Source organism: Mycobacterium asiaticum (assembly GCF_001668675.1).
GTDB classification, from domain to species: Bacteria; Actinomycetota; Actinomycetes; order Mycobacteriales; family Mycobacteriaceae; genus Mycobacterium; species Mycobacterium asiaticum_D.
The window spans coordinates 1-7,586 of the sequence record NZ_LZKQ01000119.1; the positions used below are offsets into that span (position 1 = coordinate 1).

Here is a 7,586-nt window from a genome sequence, read left to right on the forward strand (position 1 = left end):
CCCCCCCCCACCCCCCCGCCGCCGCCCCCCCCCCCCCCCCCCCCCCCCGCCCCCCGCGGGGGGGGGGGGGGGGGGGGCGCCCCCCCGCCGCGGGCCGGGGGTCGCTACCCGCGGATCACTCGACCGTCTTGCCGGCGCTCGCGTCCGGCGCCTCGGACTCACCAACCCAGACCGTCTTGGCGTTGACGAACTCCCGGATGCCCAGGCCGGCCAGCTCGCGGCCGTAGCCCGACCGCTTGATGCCGCCGAAGCCGAGTTCGGGGAAGGACACGGTCATGCCGTTGATGAACACCTGGCCGGCTTCGATGTCATCGATGAACCGCTCCTGCTCAGCCTCGTCGTTGGTCCACGCGTTGGACCCGAGCCCGAAGCTGGTGGCGTTCGCGATCTTGATGGCCTCGTCGATGTCGGCCGCGCGGTAGACCGAGGCGACGGGGCCGAACACCTCCTCCTTGTACAGCGCCATGTCCTCGGTGATGTCGGTGATCACCGTCGGCGGGTAGAACCACCCGGGACCGTCCGGCTTCTCACCGCCGACACGGATCTTTGCGCCCGCCGCGGCCGCGTCCTCGACCTGCTTGGCGATTTCGTCCCGGCCCGACTCGGTGGCCAGCGGACCCACGTCGGTGTCCGGGTCGGTTGGGTCGCCAACCTTGAGTGCCCGCATCTGCTCGGAGAACTTGTCGACGAACGCGTCGTAGACGTCGGCGTGAATGATGAACCGCTTCGCGGCGATGCAGGACTGGCCGTTGTTCTGGACGCGGGCCTTGACCGCGGTCTTGACCGCCTCGTCGAGGTCCGCCGACGGCATCACGATGAAGGGGTCGCTGCCGCCGAGTTCCAGGACGGTGGGCTTGATCTCGTCACCGCAGATGGCGGCGACGGATTGACCCGCCGGTTCGCTGCCGGTCAGAGTCGCGGCGGCGACCCTTGGGTCGCGCAGGATCCGCTCGATCGCGCCGGACGGGATGAGCAGCGTCTGGAAGCAACCGTCGGGGAATCCGCCGCGGCTGATCACGTCGGCCAGGTACAGCGCGGATTGCGGCACGTTCGAGGCGTGCTTGAGGATGCCGACATTGCCCGCCATCAGGGCCGGCGCGGCGAACCGCACCGCCTGCCACAGCGGAAAGTTCCACGGCATGATGGCCAGCACCACGCCGAGCGGCTGGTACCGGACGTACGCCCGCTTCGCTCCGACCTTCGACGCTTCCGCCGGCTCGTCCGCCAGCAGCTTCTCGGCGTTCTCGGCGTAGTAGCGAAAACCCTTCGCGCATTTGAGCGTCTCCGCCTTGGCCGACGCCAGCGTCTTGCCCATCTCCTGGGTCATCATCGCGGCGACGTCGTCGGCCTCCTTCTCCAAAAGGTCAGCCGTCGCATTCGCCCATTCGGCGCGCTGGGCAAAGGTGGTGCTGTGCCGGTAGTCAAGGAAGCGTTCGTAGGCCCGGGCGATCGCGGCGTCGACTTCCTCATCCGTGGCGGGGGTGAAGGTCTTTACTGTCTCGCCGGTGGCCGGGTTGATGGTGGCAATTGGCACGCTGACATCCTTCGTCTCGGGGTACTTGAGAGGGGTCGATATATCTAGCCTGCCACTACTGTCGAATTGTCGGTTCCGCAGCGGTTCGATCCCCGAACCGCATCGTCACCGACAGGCGTGGCGAAAGGGAGGTGGCGGATGACCACAGCGTCCGAGCTGATCGTCAAGTGCCTGGAAAACGAGGGAGTTTCCGTCGTCTTCGGCATTCCCGGTGAGGAGAACATTCGCCTCATCCAGGCATTGGCGGCGTCCGATATTCGTTACGTGCTGACCCGGCACGAGCAAGCCGCGGCGTTCATGGCCGAGATGTACGGGCGGGTCACCGGGCGCGCCGCGGTCGTTTCCGCGACCCTGGGTCCCGGCGCGATCAACATGCAACTCGGCGTCGCCGATGCGACCACCAACAGCACCCCGATGGTGGCGATCTCGGCCCAGGTGGGTCAGGACCGCGAATACAAGGAATCCCACCAGTACGTCGACCTGGTGTCGATGTATGCCCCGATCACTCGGTGGGCCGCCGATGTGCCGACCGCGAACGCCATCCCGGAGATGGTCCGCAAGGCCTTCAAGCTCGCCGAGACCGAACGCCCCGCGGCGGTCTACCTGGCCATCCCGGAGCACATCGACCAGGACGACGCGGACTACGAGCTCGCGCCGTTGCCGCGAAGGGTCGTTCGCGCCGAGTCGCCGGCGCCCCGCCAGGTGGCCCGCGCGGTCGACGTCCTGCGCAACGCGAAACGGCCGGTCGCGCTGGCCGGGCACGGCGCGGCACGCAGTGATGCGACCGCCGCCCTCGTCCGGTTCGCCAAGGAGACCGGAATCCGGGTGGCCAACACTTTCCACGGCAAGGGCGTCATGCCCGACGACGACCCGAACAGCATCGGGACGCTGGGATTCATGCGACACGACTACGTCAACTTCGGGTTCGACAACGCCGACGTCGTGATCGCGGTCGGCTACGAGCTGCAAGAATTCGATCCGGTCCGGATCAACCCCAAGGGCGACAAGAAGATCATCCACATCCATCGGTTCCCGGCTGAGGTGGACGCGCACTACACGGTCGAAGTCGGGATCATCGGCGACATCAACGACTCGCTCAACGAGCTCGCCGACGCCCTCGACGGTCAGCGTTTCGACGACTCCGACGTGCCCGGGTCCGGGTTGTTGGAGGAGGAATTCGCTCGTGGCCAACAGGATTCGAGTTTCCCGCTGACACCACAGCGGGTGGTCGCCGATACACGCGCCGCCCTGGGACGCGACGATGTTGTGCTCGTCGACACCGGCGCCACCAAGATGTGGATGGCCCGGCTCTACCCGACTTACGAGCGCAACACCTGCCTCATCTCAAACGGGTTGTCCACCATGGGTTTTGCCCTGCCGGGTGCGCTCGGGGTGAAGTTGGCCCGGCCGGATGCCAAGGTGCTGGCCGTGGTGGGCGACGGGGCCTTCCTGATGAACTCCCAGGAGATCGAGACCGCGGTGCGCGAGAAGATTCCGCTGGTGGTGCTGATCTGGGAGGACGGCGGTTACGGGCTGATCGAGTGGAAGATGGACCTCGAACTCGGTGAGCATCACTACATCTCGTTCAACAACCCCGACGTGGTGAGCTACGCGAAAGCATTCGGCGCCAAGGGATACCGGATCGAGAAGGCCGAGGACCTGTTGCCGACGCTGCGGACCGCGCTGGACGACGACGGGGTGTCGCTGATCGCCTGCCCGGTCGACTACTCGGAGAACCTGCGGTTGACCGATCGGCTGGGGGAGCTGGACGAGACGCTGTAACTACGAAGTTTTATCGGGCACTTCGACAATCACGGTGGTGGCCTTGACGACGGCCACCGCGATGCTGCCGGGCTCCAGCTTCAGCTCCCGCGCGGCCTGAGTGCTCATCAGGGATACCACAGTGTGTGGCCCGCACTGCATTTCGACGTGAGCCATCACCTTGTCGCTGATCACCTTGGTGACCAGGCCGACGAAGCGGTTGCGCGCGGAGCTGGTGACGCCCAGGGGATTGATCGGCGGGGTCGGCGCGTTGTGCTGCCAGAATTCGGCGAGCACGTCGCCGGCGATCACCTTGCGGCCGGATTCGTCCTGATCGGCCGCCAGCACGCCCTGCTGGATCCACCGCCGCACGGTGTCATCGCTGACGCCCAGCAACTCGGCGGCTTCCCGGATGCGTAGCTGCGGCACGGACGGATCCTACCGTCGCTCAGTGCTGTTTCACGATCGCGCGCGGTGCGGTGCGCCATGCCCGCCGGCCGTCCGGTAGCTCGCACGGCGGATCCAGCAACACCACCACCCGACCGTCGAGCAGCACCGGCCGCACCCAGTCGCCCAGCTCGATGGGTTCGCCCGATTCGGGCCGGCGACCAGCGCTGTCCCGCACGTGGTCCACGGGTACCAGTGCGGGTAGCTCGTCGATGGTGGTTTCGTGCGGTAGTGCGAAGAGGCCGGGTAGCGAGATGAACATCCCGTCGCCACCTGAGAGGTGCAGCCCGACCGCGGCCAACGCGCCCAGCACCCCGTCCTGGGTGCCACCGTGTCCGGACAGATGCACACCGAGTTTCTGCGCGAGTTGGCGGGCATCGTTGGTGCGCAGCACTTCTCGTTTGGCTCGCCGGCCGAACTCGATTAGCTCCGCGGTATCGCGCAGCTGACTTGGGATGGCCACCACCAGCCCGGGATCGGCATCCGGGGGGCAGACCCGTTCCAGGAATCGACCGGCCACTTCGATCACGTGGCCCATTACCGCCTGCGGGTTCTGGGCTGGGCTTCGCCAGGCCAGGCACGCGCTGGAATTGTGCGAGGTGTACGGGATTCGATCGTCGACCAGTAGCTGGTGCCGGGTGGCGCCGGCCGCAGTGCCCAGTCCTGCGTCGGACAGCTCGCGCAGCAGCGCCCGGGCGCGGCGACCCGTTCCCGGGCTGAGCAGGTTGTCGGTGTCGTCGATGCCGATGAGCAGGTCCACCCCGGCCAGTGCGAGGCTCATGAGTTGACGGCCAGCCGGACGACATCGCGCACCCATCGGTCGCGGGGAAGTTGAGTTCCGGTGAGTTTGACCGTGTTTCGTTTGGTGATGCTCAGGATGACCCGGTCGGTCAGCTCGGCGGCGGCGAATGTCTGCGCCGGGTCGCGGCCCTCCACCCGCACGCTGGCGATATCCGTCACTCCCGCCGCGTTCACGATCGAGCGCACGGTGGGTCCCTTCTGAACCTGCGCGCCCCCGGACTGGGGCGTCGGGACTTCGATCTGGGGGAGGTCCCGCAGCTGCTGCAGGTTGAAATGTTGCAGCACCCGCTCGTTCTGCTGGACGACGAGCTCGCCGGCGGCGTCCGTCGTGCCACATGCATTGATGGCGATTGCGAGTAGCAGTCCGGCGACAATGAGGATGATCCGCATACACAGAGATTACGCAGGAACTAGTCCGCATATACGGATGAATTCACGGTATAGTTCCGCATGTGCTGACATCAGTCGTCGTGGCACGTAGGGCAAGTCTCACCCGCGAGCTTCTCTTTCCTTTGCTCGCGACCCTGCTGATCGCGGGCTACGCGGACATTCGCGTCCCGATGGGCTTGCCCGGGCACCGCGGGTTGATCTGGCTGACTCTGTTGGTGGCGGTCGTCCTGACGACCCACCGGCGGTCGACGGTCCTTGCGGTCGGGGTCGCGGCGGCACTGGCCAGCGTGTCCCTGCATCCGCCGATCGGTGGTACGCGCTATCTGGCGGCCGCGGTGCTGCTGTACGCGGTGGCAGGTGTGGCGCGGCGCCGACGATGGGTGGTGGTGCTCGCGGCCGCACCGATTCACCTGGTCGCGCTGGCCGGATCGACGCTGGTGTTGCCCGGTCTGGCAGAGAAGGCGTTGTGCCATATGGGTTTTGGGCTCGCCGCGGGTGCGCTGGGCTGGGTGATTGCCTCCGTTGTGCGAACGTCCACGCGTGATGAGGGGGTCTGATGTACTTGCGAGTCGTTCCCGAGGGTTTGGCGACGACAAGTGCGGCGGTGGAAGCGATCGCGGCTCGGCTGGCGGCCGCGCATGAGGCTGCGGCCCCGATCGTCTCGGCGGTAGCGCCTCCTGCCGCCGACCCGGTGTCCGTGCAGGCGGCGCTGCAGTTCAGCGAGGAGGCCAACCAACACGAAGCGGCGGCCGCGGTCGGTGTCGAGGTGCTGGCACGCGCGGGCATTGGGGCCGGTGCGGCAGGCACCAGCTATGCGGTCGGTGACGCGGCGGCGGCAACGACATATTCGGGCGCCTGACGATGCTGCCGTCGGTCTGGATGGCGGCTCCGCCGGAGGTGCATTCGGCCCTGCTGAGTTCCGGTCCGGGGCCGGGCCCGTTATTGGCCGCCGCACAGTCATGGACCGTTCTTAGCATCGAATACGAGTCGGCGGCAACGGAATTGACTACCGTCCTGAGCGGTGCGCAACAGGCATGGACGGGACCGTCGGCGGCGACTTACACGGCGGCCCATGGGCCTTATCTGCAGTGGCTGATGCTGGCCAGCGCTATCAGCGCCCGGCGGGCGGCCCGGCAGGAGGCGGTGGCGGCCGCGTACACCGCAGCGCTGGCGGCCATGCCGACGCTGGGCGAACTGGCCGCCAACCACGCCGTCCACGCAGCACTGGTGGCCACGAATTTCTTTGGTGTCAACACCATTCCGATCGCTGTCAACGAGGCCGACTACGCGCGCATGTGGGTACAGGCCGCGACCACGATGAGCACGTATCAGGCGACGACGGAGACGGTGAATGCGGCCGCCGCCGCGGGTGGCGGTGGCGGCGGAGGTAACGGTGGCGGTGGCGGCGCTGGTAACGGCGGCGGGGGCGGCACCGGTAACGGCACGGGTGGCGGCGCCGGCAAAGGTGGCGGCGGAGGCGGAGGTGGAGCCGGCAACGGTTTCCAACTGCCCACGCCCGCCGAGATCTGGGAAATGATCTTCGGTCCGGACGGTGCGCAGATTCCCGGCCAGGGTCAACCCAACTGGACGCCACTGCAGTTCCTGCAGAACCTGCCCAACTTCTTCAGCGGCAATCAACAGGCGCTGGCATATCTGGAAACCAACATCCCGCAGTACCTGACGAACCCGGCGAATTTCCCTGCCCTGGTTGCGTATTTCTTTGCCTGGCAGACCTATCGAGCGGTCAACTGGACGTTGCGGACGTTGCGATTTCTGGTCCAGTTGACTCCGCTCTTGGCGCCGGCTTTCCTCGATCTCGCGACAGTGAATTTGAGCGGGCTCGCCGGGTTGGCCGGTTTGGCCCAGCTGGCAGCCCCGGTTGCGCCGCCCGCCTCGATGCCGGCCGCTACCGCACAGCAGTTGCCGCCGCCGGCGGCGTTGTTGGCCGCTCCGGCGCTGGCACCCGCCCCGGCACCCGCCCCGGCTGCGTCGCCCGCGCCCGCTTCACCGGCGCCCGCAGCGTCAGCGACGGCATCACCAGTTACGGCAGGCGTCGAAGCGTCGAGCTACTTGGTCGGCGGACCCGGGCCGGGCATCGGCTGGGGGATGGGCGCCCGAATCACATTGCCCGACAGAGCCTCCGACATCGCAGCGGCGGCTACTCCGGCATCCTTCGGGCACCGGGACCAGGAGCGGGTTGCCAGACAGCGGCGTTCAGCCATCGGCCGCGGTTACCGGTACGAGTTTTTGGATGCGGACGACGAGCCGGTTGGGGATGCATCGAGGCCGGGGGACTGCGTACCGTCGCGACTCGGCTCTGGGCCAATGGGTTTCGCGGGGACGATGGCCGACGCGGTTGTGCCTGCCAGCGGACTGACCGCGCTGGCAGTTGACGATTTCGGTTCGGGTCCGAGCGTGCCTCTACTGCCCGAAACCTGGCGTGACGGATCGGGATAACAGTCCACGCGGCAGTCGATTTGCGCAAAAAACTTGTCAGTGGCTTTGCATAGCATGTGGCTATGGTTTCGAGTTCGCGTGAGGAGATCGTGGAGGTCTTCGACGCGCTCGATGACGATGTGGAGCGGTTGTGTGCGTTGTCCTTTGACGCGCTGACGAATCCGGAGCGGTTGCGGGCCTTGGAACGTTTGGAGCG

8 protein-coding genes are annotated in these 7,586 nt (G+C 67.1%); 4 read left to right on the forward strand and 4 right to left on the reverse strand.

All coding sequences use genetic code 11. The annotated features are described in order from the left end of the window. Positions 1 to 115 precede the first annotated feature (115 nt). Positions 116 to 1,534 carry an NADP-dependent succinic semialdehyde dehydrogenase gene (locus A9X01_RS10430; RefSeq protein WP_065120691.1) on the reverse strand — a complete coding sequence of 473 codons (1,419 nt, stop codon included), beginning with the start codon at positions 1,532 to 1,534 and terminating at the stop codon, positions 116 to 118. A 138-nt stretch (positions 1,535 to 1,672) separates the two neighbouring features. Here A9X01_RS10430 and A9X01_RS10435 point away from each other — a divergent pair, with 138 nt between their 5' ends. Continuing rightward, positions 1,673 to 3,316, forward strand: coding sequence for an acetolactate synthase large subunit (locus A9X01_RS10435; protein ID WP_065120692.1), 1,644 nt, complete (start codon positions 1,673 to 1,675; stop codon positions 3,314 to 3,316). On the opposite strand, the gene A9X01_RS10440 is transcribed toward A9X01_RS10435, so the two are convergent. The 3 genes from A9X01_RS10440 to A9X01_RS10450 are packed head-to-tail and all read right to left on the reverse strand — an operon-like array spanning position 3,317 to position 4,918. Then, on the reverse strand, positions 3,317 to 3,724 hold the full coding sequence (locus tag A9X01_RS10440) for a TOBE domain-containing protein (RefSeq protein ID WP_065120693.1): 408 nt from the start codon (positions 3,722 to 3,724) through the stop codon (positions 3,317 to 3,319). Positions 3,725 to 3,743: 19 nt separating this feature from the next. Further along, on the reverse strand, positions 3,744 to 4,523 hold the full coding sequence (locus A9X01_RS10445; RefSeq protein ID WP_065120694.1) for a hypothetical protein: 780 nt from the start codon (positions 4,521 to 4,523) through the stop codon (positions 3,744 to 3,746). Next, complete coding sequence (locus tag A9X01_RS10450) at positions 4,520 to 4,918, reverse strand: hypothetical protein (protein ID WP_172832483.1); 399 nt, start codon at positions 4,916 to 4,918, stop codon at positions 4,520 to 4,522. The genes A9X01_RS10445 and A9X01_RS10450 overlap by 4 nt, the downstream gene beginning before the upstream one ends. A 77-nt stretch (positions 4,919 to 4,995) precedes the next feature. On the opposite strand from A9X01_RS10450, the gene A9X01_RS10455 reads away from it, so the two are divergent. From A9X01_RS10455 to A9X01_RS10465, 3 genes are read left to right on the forward strand one after another with little or no spacing between them, the layout of a single operon-like run. Continuing rightward, positions 4,996 to 5,490, forward strand: a complete 495-nt coding sequence (locus A9X01_RS10455; RefSeq protein ID WP_155772022.1) for a hypothetical protein — start codon at positions 4,996 to 4,998, stop codon at positions 5,488 to 5,490. Then, positions 5,490 to 5,792, forward strand: a complete 303-nt coding sequence (locus A9X01_RS10460; protein ID WP_065120696.1) for a PE family protein — start codon at positions 5,490 to 5,492, stop codon at positions 5,790 to 5,792. The genes A9X01_RS10455 and A9X01_RS10460 overlap by 1 nt, the downstream gene beginning before the upstream one ends. Before the next feature lie 2 nt (positions 5,793 to 5,794). Continuing rightward, a complete protein-coding gene (locus tag A9X01_RS10465; RefSeq protein WP_436405257.1) occupies positions 5,795 to 7,390 on the forward strand; it encodes a PPE family protein in 1,596 nt (531 codons plus the stop codon). Positions 7,391 to 7,586: the final 196 nt, after the last annotated feature.

Coding starts and splice junctions, on each gene's coding strand:
- A9X01_RS10435 (WP_065120692.1), top strand. CDS start 1,673: ATGACCACAGCGTCCGAGCTGATCGTCAAGTGCCTGGAAAACGAGGGA.
- A9X01_RS10445 (WP_065120694.1), bottom strand. CDS start 4,523: ATGAGCCTCGCACTGGCCGGGGTGGACCTGCTCATCGGCATCGACGAC.
- A9X01_RS10460 (WP_065120696.1), top strand. CDS start 5,490: ATGTACTTGCGAGTCGTTCCCGAGGGTTTGGCGACGACAAGTGCGGCG.
- A9X01_RS10465 (WP_436405257.1), top strand. CDS start 5,795: ATGCTGCCGTCGGTCTGGATGGCGGCTCCGCCGGAGGTGCATTCGGCC.